Genomic DNA, 17,469 nt, shown 5'->3' with positions numbered 1-17,469 from the left:
TCGGTTCTTGTCTCGATCGATGCCCTAGCGATCGCTCGCGGCGGCGCGCTCAGCGATCCGCTCCGCCTGAGCGATCAGGGGCGCGTCGATCATCTCGCCGTCGACCTGGAAGACGCCCCGTCCCTCCCGGTCCGCGGCGTCGCGGGCGTCGAGCACCCGCTCGGCCCACTCGACCTCTTCGCGGTCCGGCGTGAACGCCGCGTTGATCGGGTCGACCTGGGCCGGGTGAATCGCCAGCTTCCCGTCGTAGCCGAGGGTGAGCGCGAACGCGGCCTCCTCGCGGAGTCCGTCGGCGTCGGAGAAGTCGGTATACACCGTGTCGATCGCGTCGACCCCTGCCGCGCCGGCCGCGAGGACGACGTGCTCGCGGGCGTACAGCACCTCGGTCCCCTTCTCGGTGCGGGTCGCGCCCACGTCGGCCGCGAGGTCCTCGGCGCCGAAGACGAGCGCGTCGGTCGCGGGGGCCGCCGCGATCGATTCGGCCGAGAGGACCCCCGACGCGGTCTCGACCAGTGCGAACACGGCCGGGTCGAGCCCCCGGTCCGCGCAGAGCGACGCGGCCTCCTCGACGCGATCGGGCGACTCCACCTTCGGGAGCATGACCGCGTCGAGGCGGAGGTCGGTCTCGGACTGGTCTCCCGCCCCCACAAGCGCATCGAGGTCCGCCGCCGGCTCGGCGGCCGTGAGCCGGACGCACACCTCCGCATCGGGGTCGAAATCGGGGTCGGCGAGCACCCCGCGGACGCTCTCGCGGGCCTCCGCTTTCCTGCCGGGTGCGACCGCGTCCTCTAGGTCGAAGCAGATCACGTCCGCACCGGCGTCGGGGGCCTTGCGCATGAGCTCCGGGCGGTCGCCCGGCGAGAACAGCAGGCTGCGTCGTGCCATGTCGGGCGGTCCGCGTCCACCGACATAAATCGTCCCGACGGGACGCCGGAGAATCGGGCCCATCCGAACCGGACCGAGACCGGAGGAGCGGTAGCGATTTGACGCCCCCGGGAGACTGAGGCGCCATGCCCGGACGTTACTACGAGGAGTTCGCGGTCGGCGAGACGATCGAACACGCGAAGCGGCGAACGATAAGCGAGGCCGACAACCAGCGCTTCTGCGACATGACGATGAACCAGCAGCCGCTCCACCTCGACGCCGACTTCGCCGAGGGGACGCGGTTCGGCGAGCGACTGGTCAACGGGCTCTACACCATGTCGCTCGCGGTCGGCGTGTCGATCCCGGAGACGACCGACGGCACCATCGTCGCGAACCTCTCGTACGACGGTGTGGAACACCCGAACCCGGTGTTTCACGGCGACACGATCCGCGCGCGGTCGACCGTTACCGACAAGCGGGAGACGAGCGACGGCGAGCGCGGCGTCGTCACGATGCACGTGGAGGCGTTCAAGGTCGTCGAGGGCGACGACGACGTGCTCGTCTGCGAGTTCGACCGAACCGTGCTCTCGGAAAAGCGACCGGACGGCGGGAAGTAGCCGGCCGACGGCGGAGCGTCGACCGCGGGGACTCAGCCGGTCTCCTCGCCGTCGGCCAGCAACAGCCCGAGGTACGACGTGCGAACCTGCGAGTCGCCGTCGAGCCCGAGCCGGTCGAGGGCCGCCAGCGCCTCGTCGCGGGTGGCCTCGATCGCGCTCTCGTCGTCGACCTCGCGCTCGATCTCGACGAACTCACCGACGCCGTCGACCGCGTCGAGGGTGACCGTAAACCCGGCGAACGACCAGAACTCGCGGCGCTTCTCGACGACCGCGGCCGGATCGAACCCGAGCCCCGAGAGCACGCCGTCTATCGCCTCGCCGTCGTCGACGGCGGTCTCGTGTTCCACGCGCGTCTTCGACCCCTCGTCGAGGCGGGGACCCTTGTACGTGAGCTTCGCCGTCTCTGCGGGCGGCTCCTCGTCGCTCCGAGCGACGTCCGGCGAGCCGGGGACCGCCTCGACCGAGAGCGGACTCTCACGTCGAACCCGAAGCGCCTCGTCCGTCTCGGCGAAGTCGCGGTGCGGGGCGTCGTAGTACGCGTCGCGCTGGCGGCGGGCGTCGACGCGTTCGGCGCCGGCCTCGCGCAGTCGCTCTCGGACCGCGTCGACGTCGGCCGGGACCTTGATCTCGACCTCGAACATACCCGGATTCCGCCGGGCGCGTTCTTAAGCGCCGCGGGACGTGACTCCGGCGCGACGCGGTCGTCGCCGCTCCGGGTCGAACCGTGCGCCTTAAGGGTGTAACAGGAGACCTTCAGGGTATGAGCGATCAGGAGCAAGCGGACGCGGCCGAGGACGCAGACGAGGCCGAGACCGAGGGACTCGCCGACGGCGACTTCGTGCGGGTCGCGTACACGATTCGAACCGCCGATGACGACCGCGTCATCGACACCACCGACGAGGAGATCGCCGAAGACGCCGAGATCGACACCGAGGAACACGAGTTCGAGCCCCGCATCATCGCGCTGGGCGCCGGTCACGTGTTCCCGTCCGTCGAGGAGGCCTTCGTCGGCGCCGAGGTCGGCGACGAGGGCACCGTCGACGTGCCCGCCGATGACGCCTTCGGCGCGTACGACCCCGAAGAGGTCGAGACCGTCAAGGCCGACAAGATCCCCGAGGACAGCCGCTACCCCGGCGCACAGGTCCAGATCGACAATCAGCAGGGCTACCTCGAGACGATCATCGGCGGCCGCGCCCGCGTCGACTTCAACCACCCGCTGGCCGGCGAGGACCTCGAGTACGAGTACGAGATCCTCGAGCAGATCGACGACCGCGAACAGCAGGCCGCCGGCATGCTCGGGATGTACCTCCAGGAGGCGCCCGAGGTCCGGATCGAGACGGTCACCGAGGAGGAAGAGAGCGTCTCCGAGGACGACGACGGCGAGGAAGTCGTCGAGACCGAAGAGGTCGAGAAGGACGTCCTCTACGTGACGGCCACGCAGGCGATGCAGATGAACCAGCAGTGGATGTTCCAGAAACAGCAGATCGCGCAGGACCTCATGAGCCGACTCGACCTCGATCGCGTCGTCGTCGAGGAGGTCATCGAGGGCGGCGGTATGGGCGGTCTCGGCGGCATGATGGGCGGTATGGGCGGCGCCGGCGCCGGCGACATCGAGGAGGCGCTCGAAGACGTCGACGTCGACGCTGACGAGATCGTCGACGAGATCGACGAGGAGTAAGCGGACTTCCGGTCGGAGCGGTCCGACCGGCCGAACCGATCGGACTGGCGGCGCGAACGCGAACCGATCCCTTTTGAACTGCGGTCGACCCACTGAGAGACATGGAAATCGAACGTGCGCGCGACGATCTCGTCGTCGCCGCGAGCGCCGGGGGCACGACGATCGCGATCGCCCTCCTGTCCGGTGTCGCCGGCCTCGTCGACGTGCCGACCCTGCCGACACTGGCGCCGCTCGTCGTCTACGCGGGGTACCTCTTCTCACGGAAGGGAGGGCCGTACGGCTCGCTCGACCGACCGCGGAACTGGGCGGCGATCGCGGTGCTCGTCGGCGTCATCGTCGTCGGCGCGGCGTCGGTCGTGTCGGCATAAACGAACCGGCGCTGCGCCCGTGTCAAGCGATGTCGCGGCTCGTGTCAACCGACACCGCGTCGGTCAGCTTCAGCTTGAGGGGCTCTTCGAGCGCCGCGCCGCCGCGGAATTTCGGAACGATCAGGCGGTTCACGATCTCCGTGCCGGTCACGGTCGTCCGGAGGTCGAAGACCACGTCCGCGGTCTGCTCGGTGACGACGCGATTTCGTCCGTTTTCGCCTTTGAACGCGTGTATCACCGCGATTCCGCCAGCGTCGGCGACGTGTCGGCGGAGATCGGTGAGGAACGAACCGTACCGTGACCGGTCGGCCGACTCCAGCGGTTCGACGGAGTCGACGACGAGGGTGGCGCGTTCCGGGAGCTCCGCGGCGGCCGCCAGCACGTCATCGATCGGGGCCCCACGGTCCGTCTCCTCGACCACTGTCTCCCCGTCTGTTCCCTCGTCACCCTCGCCATCTCCGTCGAGCGTGAGGTTCGCCTCGACCGCGTCGGACGAGCGCACCGTCGTGAGATAGCGGCACTCCCGCGGGCGGGAGAACCGGTCCACGATCAGTTCCGACTGGCTCGCGGGATCCGCCTTCAACACGACGACGCTGCCGCTCGGAAGCCCGCCGCCGAACTCCCTGTCCAGCACAGAAATCCCGGTCGGGAGCGTCTCCATACAGTCGCTGCCGGCTCCGGAGGTTTGGCTCTGTCGGTGAGGCACGAGCGCCCGACCCGAGCCCGAACTGACGGTCACGTTCGGCGGTCCCGTCTCGGCCGTCTTCCCCGTCCCGATCGGCGTGAACGAAACCCCCGGATCACGCGATCCGCCATCGGTCCGCCCCGTACTCGTCGACGAGCCGGCGTGCCAAGTCGTCGTACGCCGCGCGTACCGGGGAGACCGACAGGGGTTCGGGTTCGCCCGGGGGAATCGGTCCGAGCACCGGACACTCGAGCAGGTCGCTCACCCCCTCCGGAACCGACTCAGCTCGAACGACGACGGCGCCGACGGGGAGACAGTTCAGCCGGCGTGCGAGCGCCGCGGTCTTGGCGGCGTCTCGGAGCGCGGCCCGCCGGAGCGGCGTCGCGATGAGACACCGGTCGGCGACCCGAAGCGGCGCCGCAGCGTCGGGTGACGCCCCCGCCGGGCAGTCGAGGAGGGTCGGCGAGTCGTCGGGGACCGTCTCAGCGAGCGCGTCGAGGACCCGCGCGGCGTCGGCGTCTGCGGGCTCGTCCGGCGCCGAAAGCACCGTCGGCGCCCGCCGATCGGGACGGATCTGCCCTTCAGTCCGGACCGCGTCGACCACGGTCGGCAGGCCGGCGGCGGGCCCGCGGTCCCCGGCGCTCGCGCTCGCCAGCCGCGCGAGGTTCGGGAGGTCCCAGTCGGCGTCGGCGGCGACGACGGGAGCGCCCCGCCGCGACAGCGCCCGCGCGAGCCCCAACGTGGTGGTCGTCTTCCCGCTTCCGCCCTTTCCGCCGGCCACGGCTATCACGGGGCGGGTTGCGTCGCTATCGCCGATAAAAGCCGGGACGGGGATCGAACGCGGACGGCGGGAAGGACGCGGACCGCGGAAGGAAAAGGAAGAGAACGGAACGGCTCAGTCCTGACAGCAGCCGCCGGCCTCGCCGCCGAAGTCGACCGCGAGCGGCTCCGAGATGGCCTCGTTCACGGCTTCGAGGGTGTCGTTCAGATCCTCCTGCGCGTCGAGGAACTCGCGCATGACGGGCATCGAGTGAAGCTCGTCTTGGGCTTCCTGTACCTTCTGGAGCCCGGAGTTCGTCGCCTGTCCGGTCTCGCGGGCCTGCATGAACTCCGCGCGGAGCTGCTCGAACTCGTCGATCTTCGCCTGGACCTCCTCGTCGCGCTGAACCGCCTCGCGGGCAGATTCGAACCGCTCGTACTCCTGTGTCTGGGCGATCCGCTCGCCGAGTTCGCGACCGAGGTCCTCGATGGCGGCCTGTTCGTCGGGGGAGGCCTGTTCGACGCTCATACCAGATCGTCGGGACGGATCGGTTTTAACCTGCCGGAGCCGGGGGTGGTCCCGAGAGCGTCGCGGTCACAGGAACCGGATCGGTTCGCTCGTGAAACGCGTCTCGGCCGTCCGGGTCACTCGACCTGCGACTCCACGAACGCGACCGCGTCGCTCAGTTCCCGCTGGCCGATTCCGTGGCCGCCCGGGTAGCTCCCGCGGGTGACGGCGGCGCCGATCTCGGCCAGCCGATCGGCCGCCGCGGTCGACCTCGACTCCGGGATCACACGGTCTCCGGCCCCCGCGCCGACGAACACCGGCTTGTCCGCGATCCCGTCCGGTTCGAGGTCGGCGTGCGTATCCGCGAGGTAGCCGTGGAGCGCGACGACCCACGCGTAGCGGTCCGGGTCCTCCAACACGAGCGAGAGGCTCGTGATAGCCCCTTGACTGAACCCGAGGAGGCCGAGCCGATCGGGGTCGAGGCCGTACGACTCGACCGCGGCCTCGACGCTCTCAACAACTAGATCGAGGCTCCGCCGGAACTCCGCTGCGTCCGGCTGGCTCGCTTCGAGGCCGCCGGCGGAGAGGTCGAGCTCGTACCACGTGTACCCGCCCTGGAGCGGGTCGGGCGCGCGCAGGCTCACGACGTGAAGCTCGTCGGGCAGGTGTCGCGCCACCGGCAGCAGGTCCTTCTCGTCGGCGCCGCGGCCGTGGAGCACGAAGACGGCGGGCGCGGGTTCGTCGTTTGATCCGTCGTCGGGTGAGACGTGGACGTGTTCGAGCGGGACGTCGGTCATGTGTCCAGCGTTCGCCGGCTCGGGGGTTGTATCCGTCGGCCGCGGCAGCGATCGGTTCGGGCGCGAGGGCGCGGCCCGCCGGCGATGGAACCGCGACTCCCGCCGATCTGCGCGTGAGTTATTTGGCAATCGCGGCGAGAGTTCGGACCATGCGTCTCCGCACCTTTGCCGCAGCGACCGTGCTGCTCCTCCTCGTCGCCGGAATCACCGCCGTACCGGCGGTTGACGCCCGCGCACCGCCGACGCCGATCTGCGGCGTCTGTGACCTCGACCGAACCGCGCCGGACGGCACCCCCGTGGTCGCCGGCGAGAGCTCCCAGACCGTCACGCTCCACGCGAACGGGTCGACGACGTGGGAGGCACGGGTCGATCTCGCGGCCGGCGGAGACGCCCTCGCGGCGAACGAGTCGCTCCGACGGGTGGTCGTCGCCGACGCCGTCCGCGACGGGATCGCGGAGCCGAGAGACGTCGACGCCCGTGTCGACGGAGACGCTCTGCTCGTCGACTACCGGGATCCGAACGCCACGGAGCGCCATCTCGGCGTCGTGGTGTTCACGCCGCTGACGCCCGCGTCTCCTTCGGTCCCGTTCGCCATCGGCGGCGAGGGGGCTCGGTACCTCGGCGCCGATCGGCTGACCGTCCGCGGGGCGCCCGGGTGGGAGGTCCGCGGCGACGCGAGCGCGGCCGGTTCCGACGGCCGCCTCGTCTGGACCCGCGACGGCGGCGGCGAGCCCGACGACCGGGGGCGGGTCTTCGTCGACGTGGATCGGGACCCCGTCGCCGTCGAGGAGGGTGCGATCCTCTCCGGCCCGCGGGCGTGGATCGGCCGACTGCTCACGAGCGACACCCTCTGAGGTCGGACGCGCCCGACGCGTGCGAACGTCACGAACGTCGCGGACGAACGCCACGGTCGAACGCGCCGTTTAACCGTCCTGCCGCACAATTCGTTCGACATGAGCGGCTCCACGGAGGGCGACCTCACCAAGACGGGGATGGCCCTGAAACACGACCGCGAGTGGGACTACGAACTCGATCGGATCGTAGAGGCGATCGAGGAGCGCGACGCCTCCAAGGTCGGCCTCCAGTTCCCCGAGGGACTCAAGCGCCGCGGCCCGAAGGTCGCCGACGACCTCCGCGAGGTGGCGCCCGACGACGTCACCTTCATGCTGTCCGGGCAGCCCTGTTACGGCGCCTGCGACCTCGACACGTACCTGATGCGTCGGACGGACGTGTTCGTCCACTTCGGCCACACGCCGATGAAGGAGTCCGACAGCATCGTCTACGTCCCGCTGTTCTCGAACGTCGACCCCTTCCCGATCATGGAGGACGCGCTCGAAGAGGAGCTCGCGCCCCCGGAAGAGGACGCCGACGTGGGTCTCGTGACGACGGCTCAGCACATGAACCGGTTCGAGGAGATGACCGACTGGCTGGAGGAGCGCGGCTACGAGGTCCACACCCGGCGGGGCGACGACCGCCTCACGAAGGAGGGGCAGGTGCTCGGCTGCAACTACGCCTCCGCGGACATCGACGCCGAGCAGGTGCTGTACGTCGGCGGCGGGAAGTTCCACCCGGTCGGGCTCGCGATGGAGCACCCCGACAAGCGCGTCGTCATCGCCGACCCGGTCAACAACGCGGTCTCGGTCGCGGAACACGACCAGTTCCTCAAGCAGCGCTACGCCTCGGTCCACAAGGCGATGGACGCCGAGAAGTGGGGCGTCATCTTCTGTACGAAGATCGGTCAGGGCCGGTGGGAGAAGGCCCAGGAGATCGTCGAGAACAACGAGAACGCCTACCTGATCACGATGGACGAGGTGACGCCGGACCGCCTCCGCAACTTCGACATGGACGCGTTCGTCAACACCGGCTGTCCCCGGATCACGACCGACGACGGCCCGCGGTTCCACAAGCCGATGCTGACGCCCGGCGAGTACGAGGCCGCGATCGGCGAGAAGCCGCTCGACTCGATCGAGTTCGACACGTTCCACGACACCTGGTAAGGGGCGCGGCACGGAGCCGCTGACACCTCGGCCGCAGCGGACCCGGTCGGTTTAGTGCTCTTCGAATGGAGAAAGTGTTTCACTCGCGAGAGTGATCCCCCCGCATGGTCCCGACACAGGTTGCGTCCCTCCTCCCCAGTATCGCTGCCGCGCTCGACCGTCCGCCGCAGTGGACCGGCGTCGAACTCCTCGGATCGGCGGTCGTCGAGTTCGCCGTGACCGCCGTGGGCGTCGTCCTCGTCGGCGTGGTCGTCTCGGCGGTCGCACCCGATTTCACCGACGACGGCGTTGAGTACCTTCGCACAGAGCCCGGAGAGGCGTTCGTGTACGGCGTCGCGGCGTACGTGGCGATCGCCGTCGCGATGTTCGTACTCGCGATCACCGTCATCGGTCTCATCGTCGTCGTCCCCGCTGTGATCGTCCTCGCGATCCTCAGCTTCGGCGGGACGGCCGTCTCCGCCATCGCCCTCGGAACGTGGACCCGATCGGCGCTCGGGAGAGATACCGCGAACGGGCGCCAGACGGCGCTCGTCGTCGGCGCGGTCGCGTGGGCGGGGATCGGACTCGTCCCCGTCCTCGGCGGGCTCGTGCGGTTCGTCGTCGGCGCGATGGGGTTCGGCTATCTCGCGCTCTGGCTCGCCAACGGACGGTTCGACCGCGATTACGGCTCCGTCGACGCCGGCGGGTACGGGGAATCCGGCGGCTCGACGCGCGGCCCGGACGTTACCGGCGACGACACCGCTGATGAGAGTTCGGACGACGAGCCCGACCGCTTCCGCAACATCGCGGCGTTGGACGCCGAACGCGAGGCGGAAGAGGACGATCGCGACTCCGACGGGAGGGCCGGCGGGACGGCCGATCGCGATCGGTAGTGCAACGGGCGCAAGGCGGCGGACGGCCGGCGATGGAGCGCAGACCGCGAGCCGGTTCCGGGCCGCTGCCGGACCCGCTCACCGCGTCGCCTCGGCCTCGCGCTCCACGTAGTCGACGGCGGCAGCGGGGGACGCCACCGCTTTCACGCCCTCGACGTCGTGCGTGTCGAGTCCAGCGACCGCGCGCCCGTGTGCGAGCGCCAGTCCGATCTCCGAGAGCGTGCCGTGCGAGCCGTCCACCGCGATCGCGGCGTCGCCGTTCATGACGACGAGCGCGTTGCGGGCGTGGCCCATTCCGGTCGCGATCGGAACCGTGACGTGTGGGTTGGCGTCCGCGCGACGATCGGTCGGCAGGATGCCGATCGCCTCCCCGCCGGCGTTCGCGGCGCCGCGACAGACGGCCGCCATCACCCCGCCGAGGCCGCCGCAGACGACCGTGTGGCCGCGATTCGCGAGTCGTTCTCCCAGCTCTTCGGCGACCGCCGCCGTCTCGAGCGAGACCGAACTCCCGCCGATGACGCTGACGCGCATACCGCTGGACGGGCGGCGGACACGTATAAAAGAGCCGGCGATCTCAACGCGGCCTGGGTGAAACCCTTTTAAGCGCTGAGCGACTCCGGACGGTATGACGTACGATACCGTCGTGTTCGACAACGACGGTGTCCTCGTGGGCCGCACGCGATTCGACGTGCTCCGGGATGCGACCCGGGACGCGTTCGAGGAGTGCGGCGTCGAGGAGCCCGATCCGGACGACGTAGAGCGCATGACCATCGGTGCGACCCCTGGAAGCGTGGGGACCGTCTGTCAGACGTACGACCTCGATCCGGGGTCGTTCTGGCGGACCCGCGACGACGTGGTCTCGAAGGCCCAACAGCAGGAGGCACGCGAGGGACGCAAGACACCCTACGACGACCTCGACGAGCTGCAGAGCCTCGAGGTGGAGATGGGAATCGTCTCCTCGAACCAGCAGGCCACCGTCGACTTCCTCGTCGATCACTTCGACGGCTTCGAGCGGTTCGGCGCCGCCTACGGCCGGGAGCCGACGATCCACTCGCTCCAGCTCCGCAAGCCGAACCCCCACTACATCGAGCAGGCGCTCGGCGACCTCGACGCCGGCAACGCGCTGTTCGTCGGCGACAACGAGTCCGACGTGCGGGCCGCCGAGAACGCCGGCATCGACTCCGCGTTCATCCGGCGGCCCCACCGCCGCGACTGGGAGCTGAACGTCTGGCCGACCTGGGAGATCGAACGGCTCTCGGACCTCCACGACATCGTCGGATAGTCGTTACCGCCGGTTACGACCCGGAAATTCCTCCGGCGGATACCGCTCTCTCAAGGTTTAACTCCGATCGGGAGCTACGCCGCCACAGTGACAGACGCCCCGCCGTGGACCGACATCTTCGGCCACGCAGAGCCGTACCCCGAGCAGGCCGACGGGATCGACGCCGCGATCGACGCCGCCGAGGACGGCGGCTTCCTCGCCTTGGAGGGCGCGTGCGGGACGGGCAAGACGATGCTCGCGCTCACCGCCGGGCTCGACCGCGTCCGCGATCCGGACTCCGAGTTCGAGCGCGTGTTCGTCCTCACGAGCGTCAAACAGCAGCTCCGCCAGTTCGAGACGGATCTGGAGACGATCAACGGGGACCTCCCCGAGGGGTACGACCCGGTGTCCGGACTCACCTTGGTCGGGAAGGCCGACGTGTGTCCGTACGCCCGCGAGAACCGCGGCGGGATCGACCGCGAGAACGTGTACGAGCGCTGCGAGGGGCTCCGCGAGCGCACCCGCAACCTCGTCGGCGACGGCGGCGCGACCACGGCCTCGAACCTCGTGAGCGAGGCGCAGAGCCAGCAGGTCGGGCTGATGGACTCGGGGTCCGCGGGGAACGCCGGTGCGAGCGGCAGTGACCCGCCCGCCGCCGACTACCTCAGCGTCGACGGCGAACCGACTCCGTATCGACCGGACACGGAGGAGTACGACGGTACCGAGTTCTGCCCCTTTTACGCCGGGTTCCTCGACGACCTCCCGGAAGACGGCGACCCCGCGGAGGCGGTCCCGTTCGACGTGACCGAACTGGGCCACGTCGGCCCGACGGAACTGGTCCGACTGGCCGCCGGTCACGGCACCTGTCCGCACTCCATCATGGGCGCGCTCGTCCCCGAGGTCGAGGTCGTCATCGGCAACTACTACCACGCGTTCGACCCCGTGACGACCGGGACGTTCACGGGCGCGCTGCTGGACGACTCGACGTTCGTCGTCTGCGACGAGGCCCACATGCTCGAACCCCGCGTGCGCGACCTCGTGAGCGACCGGGTCGCCGACGCCAGCCTCCGCGACGCGGAGAACGAGCTCACGCGCGTCGTCCAGCCGCTCTCCTTCGAGACGGCGGGCGCGGAGTCGGACGACGCCGAACTCGTGCGCGGCGAGCTGGAGGACGCCGACGTGAGCGTCGAGGAGATCGAGTCCGTCCGGGAGTTCTACGCCGACCTCCGCGGCGAACTCGACAGGCGGGTGACCGAGCGGTTGGACCACGAGCGGCCCGACTGGCGGGCGTCGATGCGAGAGCTCGACGACGACGAGGTCGCCCTCCGCGACCCGGAGGAGCCGGCCGAAGACGAGATCACGACGTGGGCGAAGCGGGAGGGATACGGCGACCGCGTCTGGGCCCGCGCGGAGCAGGTCGGCGCGGTCGTCAAGCGCGTTCTCGACTCGCTGGAAGAAGAGGATAAGAAGCGCGCCGCGCCGGGGGTCGGCCGCACCCTCAACGCGTGGTATCGGGAGGACCACGAGGAGTTCTTCCGCGCCATCGACTTGGAGCGGACGTGGGACGAGACGGCGCCGCCGGACTCGTGGCGGCGCGCGTACAACGCGAGCCTCGCGCTGTACAACTGCCTGCCGAGCGAGCCGATCGGCGACCGACTCGCGGAGTTCGGCGGGGGAGTCCTCATGAGCGCGACGCTGGAACCGATGGACGTGTTCCGCGAAGTCACCGGGCTCGATCACCTCGAAGACCGGGGTCGACCGGTCGTCGAGCGGACGTACGGTCTGTCGTTCCCCGAGGCGAACCGCGCGAGCTTCGCGGTCGACGCGCCCAAGTTCACCCACCAGAACCGCGGCGCGCCCGGCGAGGAGAACGACACGCGTCTCGCGCACCTCGACGCGACCGCGGCGGTGGCGGGCCGCGAGGGGAACGTCCTCGTCGGGACGCCGAGCTACGCGGAGGCGACATGGATGGCCGAGTCGCTCTCGGAGCGGCTCGACAAGCCGGTGCTGCTCGACGAGTCGTCGGGCGACCGTGCCACGGAGTCGCTGAAGGACGACTTCTTCTCCGGGGATGGGAAAGTGCTCGTGACGAGCCTTCGGGGGACGCTCACCGAGGGCGTCGACTACCGCGGCGACCGTCTGTCGGCCGCCGTGGTGTGTGGCGTCCCGATCATCAACACGGCGCGACCCCGGACGCGGGCGGTGATCACCGCCTACGACAGGCGCTTCGAGTCGGGATTCGAGACCGCGCTCACCGTGCCGGCGGTCCGGAAGGCCCGGCAGGCCGTCGGTCGGGTCATCCGCGGGCCGAACGAGCGCGGGGTCCGCGTCCTGCTCGACGCCCGGTACGCCCGCGAGTCGTGGAACAGCGTCCGTGAGTACCTCCCGGACCACGAGCGCGAGGAGTACCAGCCGGTGAGCCCGGACATGCTCGGGCTCGCGCTCGATCGGTTCGAGCGGCGCGCCGGCGGCGAATAACGCCTCCTTTAACTTCGATATGATGCGTCTAACTAGGACGTAACCGGCTGTAGCCGCACTCATGAGTTCCGTAACGCAGAAGCCGAAGTACCACGTCGTCTGCCGGGAGTGTCCGGTCGAGCAGCTGTTCGATACCAGCGCCGACGCCGCTGATCTGGAGAGGGAACACGCAGAAGAGACCGGTCACCGGATCGTCTTCAGTCGGGTTCGGTAGCTCACACCGCGTTCGAGTCGGCGTCGCGCGGGAAGTTCGTGAGCCGCTTAGCTCCCGATTCGGAGATGGAGCCGCTCGGGTCCTAATTCGGAGATCGCCACCGTGTCGGAGCGGCGGTAGCCGCGCTCGTCGGTGTAGGGACCGGACTCGATAGTGTACACCCGTCCCGGTGCCATGCGGGCGTGTCGGCGAGTCGCGTCGCCGCGGCTCGCGGTCCGGAATCAAGCGAATAAACGTCGGGTGACGGAACGGTGTGCCGCCGGAAAACCGGACTCGTCCCTCGTCCGCTGGTCAGTTCTCCCGGCGGGCGAACGCGAGGTTTCCGGAGACGTTCTTGATGTAGGCTTTGACCGTCTCGCCCTCCTGTGCGCCGGGGACGAAGACGGTGTACTCGCCGCGCTCGGCGACGCCGTCGCCCTTGCGGCCGGTGCCGACGATCTCGAGCTCGTACGTGTTGCCCGACTCGATCGCCTCCTCCTGGCGCTGGGTGTTCGAGGTGTTCTGCTTGGCGACGGGTCGGAACGCCCCGCAGGCCTCACAGCGGAGCATGGGCGTGCGGTTCTCCGTCTCCAGCCGAGTGTCCGGCAGACCGCACTCCGAACAGGTGACGAACGACTCGATGTACGAGTCGATCGCGGCCTGGAAGTCGCGCTCGCGGAAGTTCCCGCTGTAGCGGGCCCGACCGTCCTCGTACTGGCCGGCGGTACCGAGCTCCTGTTGGATCTTCGAGTGGACGTGTTCGGGGTCGCGGCTCAACGCGTCGGCGATCTCGGAGAGGTTCGTTAACCGGGTGAACGCGCCGTCCTTCTGCGCCTCCGGGTCCGGGACCGACAGCCGCTCGTCGGAGCCGCCGAGGTCCGGGACCTCCTCCATCGCGCGGTCGAGGCTCGATTCGTAGTCCATACCTGACGGGACGGTGGGCCGACGGAAATCGCTTCCGGGTTCGAGAGGGGTGCGAGTCAGCGTGCGTCAGTGTACGTCGGTGGACGTCAGTCCGGATTTAAAGGTACACAGAGAGAATTCCGACGAGAAGAAGGAACGCGAAAGCGTACACGAGAATGACCAGCGTGTTCCGCTTCGGGGCGTTCAGCGCCGTGCCAGGGAGGTACCGCGAAAGCGATCGGAGTGCCTCAGCCGGAACGCGGAGGATTCGAAAGCGGTCGTTCGAGTCGGTCATCGTGTCACCGCATCGAGTGACACGTTAGCAGTTCGTGCGGTTAGATATTCGGTGCGATACGGCCTTAAGAACATATTAACTATTCTACATTACCGGGTATAGAGACCGCCATTCGGACGGGAGACGAAGGCAGACTGATTCTCACTCGCGTTCGGGGCTCCGATTAACTACATGTCACCGTTCGCTCTAGATGCACGGTCACGCCGTCTCCGGACGCCGCGATTCCGATCGAGTCCCCGCAGGGAACGGACGGAAAATTGTGCGTCGCGCGCTCGCCGGAGGCGAGCGGGACGAGATCGACTGAGGTGTTGTTGGCGGTGATCTCGACCGTCGTGAGCTCCGTTCTCGCCGGGAACTGGTTGGTCACCGTCACGTCCACGTTCGCTGTCCCGTCTTCGATGGTGTGCTGCGTCACGCTGGCCGTCTCGTTTCCGTCAGTACCTTGCGTCTCGTTTACTTCCCCCGTGCTGGTTCCGTTGGTGCTCTGTGTCACGTTCGTCGTTTCGTTTCCGTCGTCGCGCTGCGTCAGGTTCGTTGTCACGTTTTCGTCGTTGCTGTACTGCGTCTGTTCGAACCCCAGGTACGCGTTCGGGTCCTCGGCGGTTTCGATGGAGACGCCCCGCTCGACCGCCGTCGCACTGAACGCGCCGCTGCTCGCCACCGCTACCGTCGCGGTGAAGAGCATGATGACGAACAGTACGTGTCGCAGTCGACTCATTCCTCATCGACCTCCGGCGGTCTGTCTCTCGCGCCGAGTCGCATTCGGCAGTAGTTGTCGTAGAAGTGCCCTACCGACGACACGGACAGCGCCGTCACGAAGAAGACGCCGAAGAGGAGCGGCGACAGCAGCGAGAACGGATACGCGCCGCTCCAGACTCCGAGCAGACAGACGGCGCTCACCGCGGAGAGCCCGAGGTAATAGACGCCCCACGGGATATCCCGGCCGGTCAGCGAGTCGACGTAGAAGTTGGCGTCCGAGGCCGCCTCCGTGAGTTCGATGACGCCGCGCCGGGAGTCGTACTCGACGAACCCGTACTCGGCCATCTTCGGCAGGTGGAACTGTCGGAGGGCGTTTCGCACGCGCTTTCGCTCGCGGTGATTGAGCGCGTCGATCTCCTTCCCGTTCTCCCAGCTCGCGACCCAGTCCGTGAGTTCCGAGACCGTGACGGACTCACCGCTCCGTCGCTTGAGGTAGTGGATCGCGTAGCGGCGACGCTGGTTACTAAGCACCTCGAAGACGTCGTCTCTGGTAAAGTCTGACTCTTGTTCCGACGACACCTCCGCGTCGCTGTCAACTGCGTTACTCACCTCCGTCTGTGCCTCAGCCATGCTCCCTCCCCCCTACACACATCTCGTCGGTAGAGTCAATTGAGTATCACTTTAGTATAGATAGCCGAAACGATGACAAAGCCCCTCTACCGCCGGTCCAAATATAGATATTCGATCTGACTAATCATTCGAACGGTTCCGTATCTGTCATCGGAAAACGGCTTCTCCCCTGAATTAACTATGTAGAAAATAGTGTCAGACATCAGTTACAGTGTTTTCCCGATTGGCGCACGATCATTAAGCTTAGAGAAAGCGACTCAGGCGGCTCGACAAAGTATCCTTGTCCGCTCATCATAGAGCCTATTCCGGATTTACAGACACTCTCTCCCGGTTTCGCTGGCGGTATATTCCAAAGTGGGTGCCGCTTCGTTAGTGGAATACGCGCCGCGGACGGCGACGATGGATCGGCGTTGGATAGTCGTCGGCGTTCGTGAACGGGCGCGTGACAACGAGGATTGAAACCCAATGGAACGACGCAAATTCGTGGTCGGAATGGGATCGCTCGCCGCCGGTGGGGCGGCTGCAATGGGTACTGGTGCACTCTCTCAGATCCGTGCAGAGCGTAACATTTCAGGAGAGATTGTTGCAGACAACGAAGCCTACCTCAAGATTAATGCCGCAGGAAGTGCCACACACGGCTTTATTGTGGAGTATAACAATGGTGGTGAAGTCAATCTTAATTTCGGTGAGAATGACCAGGCTGGTGACTACGTTAGTGGTGGCGAAGGGCTAAATCCTGACGCTGAGAATTGGTTCGACGACGCCTTCCGTGTCGTTAATACGTCAGCAGAAGAACTAGATGTATGGTTTGAGAAAGATTCGAGCAGGATTGGGTTCTACCAAGGGGCCGGATCAGGTCGAAGTTCGGTAGTGGGCTCTGGCAATAGTGTCACTCTTAGTAGTGGAGATGCTGTGGATCTTGGAGTCTACGTCAGTACGCTAGGGTTGGGCAAGAATAATGAAGGCCAACTCTTTGATGGCGATGATGACTTCGAGATCCATGCAGAGCCGAGCTAATCACTAATATATCCACTCTAAGTCACTTTCAGATAATAAGAGATCAACTGATTTTAAACTGCGATCTCAATTTTGTGTGCGTCGGGTACCAGCGCCACCCGAATCCGCTCCTCTTCGTGGTCGTCATCGGGGTAGGCGAAGGAAACGCCTTTGAGGAGCCACATGCCGAGGATGGCCTCGACGAGTTGTTCGTACCGCGGGGAGATGTAGAGATCGCCCTCGTAGTCGGCGACAAAGCAGACAGACCCGTCTCGACCACGTGCGACAGGCAGTCCTGATCGCACGGTTTCACATAAGTAAGGCCGACGAACTCACCGCTTCAGAGTCATCAAAAACGTCCAGGAGACCGCGGCCGCAATCGAACAGTAGCGGGAGGTAGATTTGAACTACCGATCTCCGGGTTATGAGCCCGGCGGAATCTCCTGGCTATCCCATCCCGCTATCGTATCAAAACCGCGTGCGAGTGTTAAGGGTTCTGATCCCGTCGCCCGTATGCGATTCGTCCACGAACCATTTATATATCGATCGGGGCGGTCGCTATCGGTCCTCAGGCGGTCTCGTCGTCGCGTGCGTTCCCCTCCGAGCCGTCGGTTGCCCCCGCGTACCGCTGCCGAATCCGGAGCGCGGCGAGCGCGCCGATCACGAACCCGACCGGTAACGCGGCGTCCGCGGGGTCGCCGGAGAGCGCTCGGCCGGCGGTCAACCCCGCCATCAAGGCGAAAAGCAGCGCCATCAGCCCGGCGATCGGGACCACGTAGCCGTCGGTGAACGGCGCTCGGTCGGGTTCATCGCTCATGCGGGTAGTTTCGGGGAGACGGGTTAAAAACCCGAGGCGGACACGGCCGAGA

Annotated in this window: 24 protein-coding genes and 1 tRNA gene; 10 read left to right on the top strand and 15 right to left on the bottom strand. The window is 67.3% G+C overall.

Annotated features, from left to right (window positions below):
• Nucleotides 1–24: 24 nt before the first annotated feature.
• Nucleotides 25–885 carry an HpcH/HpaI aldolase/citrate lyase family protein gene (locus FGL94_RS01335; RefSeq protein WP_144920208.1) on the bottom strand — a complete coding sequence of 287 codons (861 nt, stop codon included), beginning with the start codon at nucleotides 883–885 and terminating at the stop codon, nucleotides 25–27.
• A gap of 125 nt (nucleotides 886–1,010) precedes the next feature.
• Between FGL94_RS01335 and FGL94_RS01330 the strand changes: the two genes are divergently transcribed.
• On the top strand, nucleotides 1,011–1,481 hold the full coding sequence (locus FGL94_RS01330) for a MaoC family dehydratase (RefSeq protein WP_144920206.1): 471 nt from the start codon (nucleotides 1,011–1,013) through the stop codon (nucleotides 1,479–1,481).
• A 32-nt stretch (nucleotides 1,482–1,513) separates the two neighbouring features.
• Here the strand turns inward: FGL94_RS01330 and cyaB are convergent, their stop codons facing one another.
• A complete protein-coding gene (gene cyaB, locus FGL94_RS01325; RefSeq protein ID WP_144920204.1) occupies nucleotides 1,514–2,122 on the bottom strand; it encodes a class IV adenylate cyclase in 609 nt (202 codons plus the stop codon).
• Nucleotides 2,123–2,241: 119 nt separating this feature from the next.
• On the opposite strand from cyaB, the gene FGL94_RS01320 reads away from it, so the two are divergent.
• Nucleotides 2,242–3,159, top strand: a complete 918-nt coding sequence (locus FGL94_RS01320; RefSeq protein ID WP_144920202.1) for an FKBP-type peptidyl-prolyl cis-trans isomerase — start codon at nucleotides 2,242–2,244, stop codon at nucleotides 3,157–3,159.
• A gap of 101 nt (nucleotides 3,160–3,260) precedes the next feature.
• The gene (locus tag FGL94_RS01315; RefSeq protein WP_144920200.1) at nucleotides 3,261–3,527 is read left to right on the top strand and encodes a hypothetical protein; all 267 of its coding nucleotides are present in this window, start codon (nucleotides 3,261–3,263) and stop codon (nucleotides 3,525–3,527) included.
• A gap of 22 nt (nucleotides 3,528–3,549) precedes the next feature.
• Here the strand turns inward: FGL94_RS01315 and FGL94_RS01310 are convergent, their stop codons facing one another.
• The 4 genes from FGL94_RS01310 to FGL94_RS01295 form a co-directional block, all read right to left on the bottom strand.
• A complete protein-coding gene (locus FGL94_RS01310) occupies nucleotides 3,550–4,188 on the bottom strand; it encodes an RAD55 family ATPase (RefSeq protein WP_144920198.1) in 639 nt (212 codons plus the stop codon).
• A gap of 139 nt (nucleotides 4,189–4,327) precedes the next feature.
• Nucleotides 4,328–5,002 (bottom strand): MinD/ParA family ATP-binding protein, encoded by a 675-nt coding sequence (locus FGL94_RS01305; protein ID WP_186313308.1) that lies wholly within the window; start codon nucleotides 5,000–5,002, stop codon nucleotides 4,328–4,330.
• A gap of 105 nt (nucleotides 5,003–5,107) precedes the next feature.
• Nucleotides 5,108–5,500 (bottom strand): YlbF family regulator, encoded by a 393-nt coding sequence (locus FGL94_RS01300; protein WP_144920196.1) that lies wholly within the window; start codon nucleotides 5,498–5,500, stop codon nucleotides 5,108–5,110.
• Nucleotides 5,501–5,616: 116 nt separating this feature from the next.
• Nucleotides 5,617–6,276, bottom strand: coding sequence for an alpha/beta hydrolase (locus FGL94_RS01295; RefSeq protein WP_144920194.1), 660 nt, complete (start codon nucleotides 6,274–6,276; stop codon nucleotides 5,617–5,619).
• Between the two features lie 149 nt (nucleotides 6,277–6,425).
• On the opposite strand from FGL94_RS01295, the gene FGL94_RS01290 reads away from it, so the two are divergent.
• The 3 genes from FGL94_RS01290 (at nucleotide 6,426) to FGL94_RS01280 (ending at nucleotide 9,145) form a co-directional block, all read left to right on the top strand.
• Nucleotides 6,426–7,130: a hypothetical protein gene (locus FGL94_RS01290; RefSeq protein ID WP_144920192.1), complete on the top strand. Its 705-nt coding sequence runs from the start codon at nucleotides 6,426–6,428 to the stop codon at nucleotides 7,128–7,130.
• A 99-nt stretch (nucleotides 7,131–7,229) separates the two neighbouring features.
• Nucleotides 7,230–8,273 carry a diphthamide biosynthesis enzyme Dph2 gene (dph2, locus tag FGL94_RS01285; protein ID WP_144920190.1) on the top strand — a complete coding sequence of 348 codons (1,044 nt, stop codon included), beginning with the start codon at nucleotides 7,230–7,232 and terminating at the stop codon, nucleotides 8,271–8,273.
• A gap of 104 nt (nucleotides 8,274–8,377) precedes the next feature.
• Nucleotides 8,378–9,145 carry a hypothetical protein gene (locus FGL94_RS01280; protein WP_144920188.1) on the top strand — a complete coding sequence of 256 codons (768 nt, stop codon included), beginning with the start codon at nucleotides 8,378–8,380 and terminating at the stop codon, nucleotides 9,143–9,145.
• A 78-nt stretch (nucleotides 9,146–9,223) separates the two neighbouring features.
• Here the strand turns inward: FGL94_RS01280 and FGL94_RS01275 are convergent, their stop codons facing one another.
• Nucleotides 9,224–9,676, bottom strand: a complete 453-nt coding sequence (locus tag FGL94_RS01275; RefSeq protein ID WP_144920186.1) for a TIGR00725 family protein — start codon at nucleotides 9,674–9,676, stop codon at nucleotides 9,224–9,226.
• Nucleotides 9,677–9,770: 94 nt separating this feature from the next.
• Here FGL94_RS01275 and FGL94_RS01270 point away from each other — a divergent pair, with 94 nt between their 5' ends.
• The 3 genes from FGL94_RS01270 (at nucleotide 9,771) to FGL94_RS18130 (ending at nucleotide 13,098) form a co-directional block, all read left to right on the top strand.
• The gene (locus FGL94_RS01270; RefSeq protein ID WP_144920184.1) at nucleotides 9,771–10,427 is read left to right on the top strand and encodes an HAD family hydrolase; all 657 of its coding nucleotides are present in this window, start codon (nucleotides 9,771–9,773) and stop codon (nucleotides 10,425–10,427) included.
• Between the two features lie 87 nt (nucleotides 10,428–10,514).
• Entirely contained in the window at nucleotides 10,515–12,884 is a 2,370-nt protein-coding gene (locus FGL94_RS01265) for an ATP-dependent DNA helicase (protein ID WP_144920182.1), read from the top strand.
• Nucleotides 12,885–12,945: 61 nt separating this feature from the next.
• The gene (locus FGL94_RS18130; protein WP_186313307.1) at nucleotides 12,946–13,098 is read left to right on the top strand and encodes a hypothetical protein; all 153 of its coding nucleotides are present in this window, start codon (nucleotides 12,946–12,948) and stop codon (nucleotides 13,096–13,098) included.
• Nucleotides 13,099–13,145: 47 nt separating this feature from the next.
• On the opposite strand, the gene FGL94_RS18750 is transcribed toward FGL94_RS18130, so the two are convergent.
• The 5 genes from FGL94_RS18750 to FGL94_RS01245 form a co-directional block, all read right to left on the bottom strand.
• Entirely contained in the window at nucleotides 13,146–13,274 is a 129-nt protein-coding gene (locus tag FGL94_RS18750; protein ID WP_277752597.1) for a hypothetical protein, read from the bottom strand.
• A 115-nt stretch (nucleotides 13,275–13,389) separates the two neighbouring features.
• Entirely contained in the window at nucleotides 13,390–14,001 is a 612-nt protein-coding gene (locus tag FGL94_RS01255; RefSeq protein WP_144920180.1) for a translation initiation factor IF-2 subunit beta, read from the bottom strand.
• A gap of 97 nt (nucleotides 14,002–14,098) precedes the next feature.
• On the bottom strand, nucleotides 14,099–14,275 hold the full coding sequence (locus tag FGL94_RS18125) for a hypothetical protein (RefSeq protein WP_186313306.1): 177 nt from the start codon (nucleotides 14,273–14,275) through the stop codon (nucleotides 14,099–14,101).
• A 163-nt stretch (nucleotides 14,276–14,438) separates the two neighbouring features.
• A complete protein-coding gene (locus FGL94_RS01250) occupies nucleotides 14,439–14,993 on the bottom strand; it encodes a hypothetical protein (protein ID WP_186313305.1) in 555 nt (184 codons plus the stop codon).
• Nucleotides 14,990–15,604, bottom strand: coding sequence for a DUF7344 domain-containing protein (locus tag FGL94_RS01245; RefSeq protein WP_144920176.1), 615 nt, complete (start codon nucleotides 15,602–15,604; stop codon nucleotides 14,990–14,992). The genes FGL94_RS01250 and FGL94_RS01245 overlap by 4 nt, the downstream gene beginning before the upstream one ends.
• A 465-nt stretch (nucleotides 15,605–16,069) precedes the next feature.
• Between FGL94_RS01245 and FGL94_RS01240 the strand changes: the two genes are divergently transcribed.
• On the top strand, nucleotides 16,070–16,621 hold the full coding sequence (locus tag FGL94_RS01240; RefSeq protein ID WP_144920173.1) for a DUF1102 domain-containing protein: 552 nt from the start codon (nucleotides 16,070–16,072) through the stop codon (nucleotides 16,619–16,621).
• Between the two features lie 53 nt (nucleotides 16,622–16,674).
• Here the strand turns inward: FGL94_RS01240 and FGL94_RS01235 are convergent, their stop codons facing one another.
• The 3 genes from FGL94_RS01235 to FGL94_RS01225 all read right to left on the bottom strand — a co-directional run bounded on the left by FGL94_RS01235 (nucleotide 16,675) and on the right by FGL94_RS01225 (nucleotide 17,417).
• On the bottom strand, nucleotides 16,675–16,905 hold the full coding sequence (locus tag FGL94_RS01235) for a hypothetical protein (RefSeq protein WP_144920171.1): 231 nt from the start codon (nucleotides 16,903–16,905) through the stop codon (nucleotides 16,675–16,677).
• An 82-nt stretch (nucleotides 16,906–16,987) separates the two neighbouring features.
• Nucleotides 16,988–17,062, bottom strand: a tRNA-Met gene (locus FGL94_RS01230).
• Nucleotides 17,063–17,168: 106 nt separating this feature from the next.
• On the bottom strand, nucleotides 17,169–17,417 hold the full coding sequence (locus FGL94_RS01225) for a hypothetical protein (protein ID WP_144920169.1): 249 nt from the start codon (nucleotides 17,415–17,417) through the stop codon (nucleotides 17,169–17,171).
• Nucleotides 17,418–17,469: the final 52 nt, after the last annotated feature.

It is taken from the genome of Halorubrum salsamenti, from assembly GCF_007671685.1.
Classification (GTDB): Archaea; Halobacteriota; Halobacteria; order Halobacteriales; family Haloferacaceae; genus Halorubrum; species Halorubrum salsamenti.
The sequence above is the reverse complement of the archived record's forward strand: the minus strand, read 5'-3'. Positions and strand labels throughout refer to the sequence as shown.

Coding starts and splice junctions, on each gene's coding strand:
- FGL94_RS01335 (WP_144920208.1), bottom strand. CDS start 885: ATGGCACGACGCAGCCTGCTGTTCTCGCCGGGCGACCGCCCGGAGCTC.
- FGL94_RS01330 (WP_144920206.1), top strand. CDS start 1,011: ATGCCCGGACGTTACTACGAGGAGTTCGCGGTCGGCGAGACGATCGAA.
- cyaB (WP_144920204.1), bottom strand. CDS start 2,122: ATGTTCGAGGTCGAGATCAAGGTCCCGGCCGACGTCGACGCGGTCCGA.
- FGL94_RS01320 (WP_144920202.1), top strand. CDS start 2,242: ATGAGCGATCAGGAGCAAGCGGACGCGGCCGAGGACGCAGACGAGGCC.
- FGL94_RS01315 (WP_144920200.1), top strand. CDS start 3,261: ATGGAAATCGAACGTGCGCGCGACGATCTCGTCGTCGCCGCGAGCGCC.
- FGL94_RS01310 (WP_144920198.1), bottom strand. CDS start 4,188: ATGGAGACGCTCCCGACCGGGATTTCTGTGCTGGACAGGGAGTTCGGC.
- FGL94_RS01300 (WP_144920196.1), bottom strand. CDS start 5,500: ATGAGCGTCGAACAGGCCTCCCCCGACGAACAGGCCGCCATCGAGGAC.
- FGL94_RS01295 (WP_144920194.1), bottom strand. CDS start 6,276: ATGACCGACGTCCCGCTCGAACACGTCCACGTCTCACCCGACGACGGA.
- FGL94_RS01290 (WP_144920192.1), top strand. CDS start 6,426: ATGCGTCTCCGCACCTTTGCCGCAGCGACCGTGCTGCTCCTCCTCGTC.
- dph2 (WP_144920190.1), top strand. CDS start 7,230: ATGAGCGGCTCCACGGAGGGCGACCTCACCAAGACGGGGATGGCCCTG.
- FGL94_RS01280 (WP_144920188.1), top strand. CDS start 8,378: ATGGTCCCGACACAGGTTGCGTCCCTCCTCCCCAGTATCGCTGCCGCG.
- FGL94_RS01275 (WP_144920186.1), bottom strand. CDS start 9,676: ATGCGCGTCAGCGTCATCGGCGGGAGTTCGGTCTCGCTCGAGACGGCG.
- FGL94_RS01270 (WP_144920184.1), top strand. CDS start 9,771: ATGACGTACGATACCGTCGTGTTCGACAACGACGGTGTCCTCGTGGGC.
- FGL94_RS18130 (WP_186313307.1), top strand. CDS start 12,946: ATGAGTTCCGTAACGCAGAAGCCGAAGTACCACGTCGTCTGCCGGGAG.
- FGL94_RS18750 (WP_277752597.1), bottom strand. CDS start 13,274: ATGGCACCGGGACGGGTGTACACTATCGAGTCCGGTCCCTACACCGAC.
- FGL94_RS01255 (WP_144920180.1), bottom strand. CDS start 14,001: ATGGACTACGAATCGAGCCTCGACCGCGCGATGGAGGAGGTCCCGGAC.
- FGL94_RS18125 (WP_186313306.1), bottom strand. CDS start 14,275: ATGACCGACTCGAACGACCGCTTTCGAATCCTCCGCGTTCCGGCTGAG.
- FGL94_RS01250 (WP_186313305.1), bottom strand. CDS start 14,993: ATGAGTCGACTGCGACACGTACTGTTCGTCATCATGCTCTTCACCGCG.
- FGL94_RS01245 (WP_144920176.1), bottom strand. CDS start 15,604: ATGGCTGAGGCACAGACGGAGGTGAGTAACGCAGTTGACAGCGACGCG.
- FGL94_RS01240 (WP_144920173.1), top strand. CDS start 16,070: ATGGAACGACGCAAATTCGTGGTCGGAATGGGATCGCTCGCCGCCGGT.
- FGL94_RS01225 (WP_144920169.1), bottom strand. CDS start 17,417: ATGAGCGATGAACCCGACCGAGCGCCGTTCACCGACGGCTACGTGGTC.